This window comes from Azospirillum sp. ST 5-10 (assembly GCF_051225715.1).
Lineage (GTDB): Bacteria > Pseudomonadota > Alphaproteobacteria > Azospirillales > Azospirillaceae > Azospirillum.
Map to the genome: position 1 here is coordinate 1 of NZ_JBPJSP010000090.1, position 987 is coordinate 987.

The following is a 987-nucleotide window of genomic DNA, read 5'->3' on the forward strand; positions in this document are numbered from 1 at the left end:
GGCCATGGCGACGGCGGTGTCGCTCATGCGGCAGGAGAAGCCCCATTCGTTGTCGTACCAGCTCATGACGCGCACGAAGGTGCCGTCGATGACCTTGACCTCCTTGAGGGCGAAGATCGAGGAGCGGCTGTCGTGGTTGAAGTCGCCCGAGACCAGCGGCTCGTCGTAGCAGCCGAGGATGCCGTTGAGCTTGCCGCCGGCGGCCTCGCGGATGGCGGCCTGGATCTCCTCCACGGTGGTGGCGCGCTTGGCGACGAACTTGAAGTCGACCACCGAGACGTTGGGGGTGGGCACGCGGATGGAGGTGCCGTCGAGCTTGCCCTTGAGCTCGGGCAGCACCTTGCCCACCGCCTTGGCGGCGCCGGTGGTGGTGGGGATCATGTTCAGCGCGGCGGCGCGGGCGCGGTGCAGGTCGCGGTGCATGGTGTCGACGACGCGCTGGTCGCCGGTGTAGGAGTGGATGGTGGTCATGAAGCCGTGGTCGATGCCGATCGTGTTGTGCAGCACGAAGGCGACCGGGGCCAGGCAGTTGGTGGTGCAGGACGCGTTGGAGACGATGCGGTGCGCCGCCTTGAGCTGGTCGCTGTTGACGCCGTAGACCACCGTGATGTCCTCGTCGGTGGCGGGCGCCGAGATCAGCACCTTCTCCGCACCGGCCTCCAGATGCAGTGCGGCCTTGTCGCGCGCGGTGAAGATGCCCGAGCACTCCATGGCGACCTGGACGCCCAGGTCCTTCCACGGCAGCTTGGCCGGCTCGCGCTCCTGGACGACCTTGATGGCGTGGCCGTTGACGACGAGGTCGCCGTCCCTGGCCTCGACCGTGCCGGGGAAGCGGCCGTGCACGCTGTCGTACTTCAGGAGGTGGACGTTGGTGGCGAGGTCGGCCAGGTCGTTGATCGCCACGACCTCGACGTCGTCGCGGCCCGACTCGTAGATCGCCCGCAGAACCAGACGGCCGATGCGGCCGAACCCGTTGATCGCAACCCG

General features: G+C 68.1%; 1 protein-coding gene. It reads right to left on the reverse strand.

All coding sequences use genetic code 11. From position 1 onward, the window contains the following. Window positions 1-987: type I glyceraldehyde-3-phosphate dehydrogenase (gene gap, locus ACSBPG_RS31925; protein ID WP_435541291.1), on the reverse strand; the 987-nt coding region annotated here is incomplete at both ends.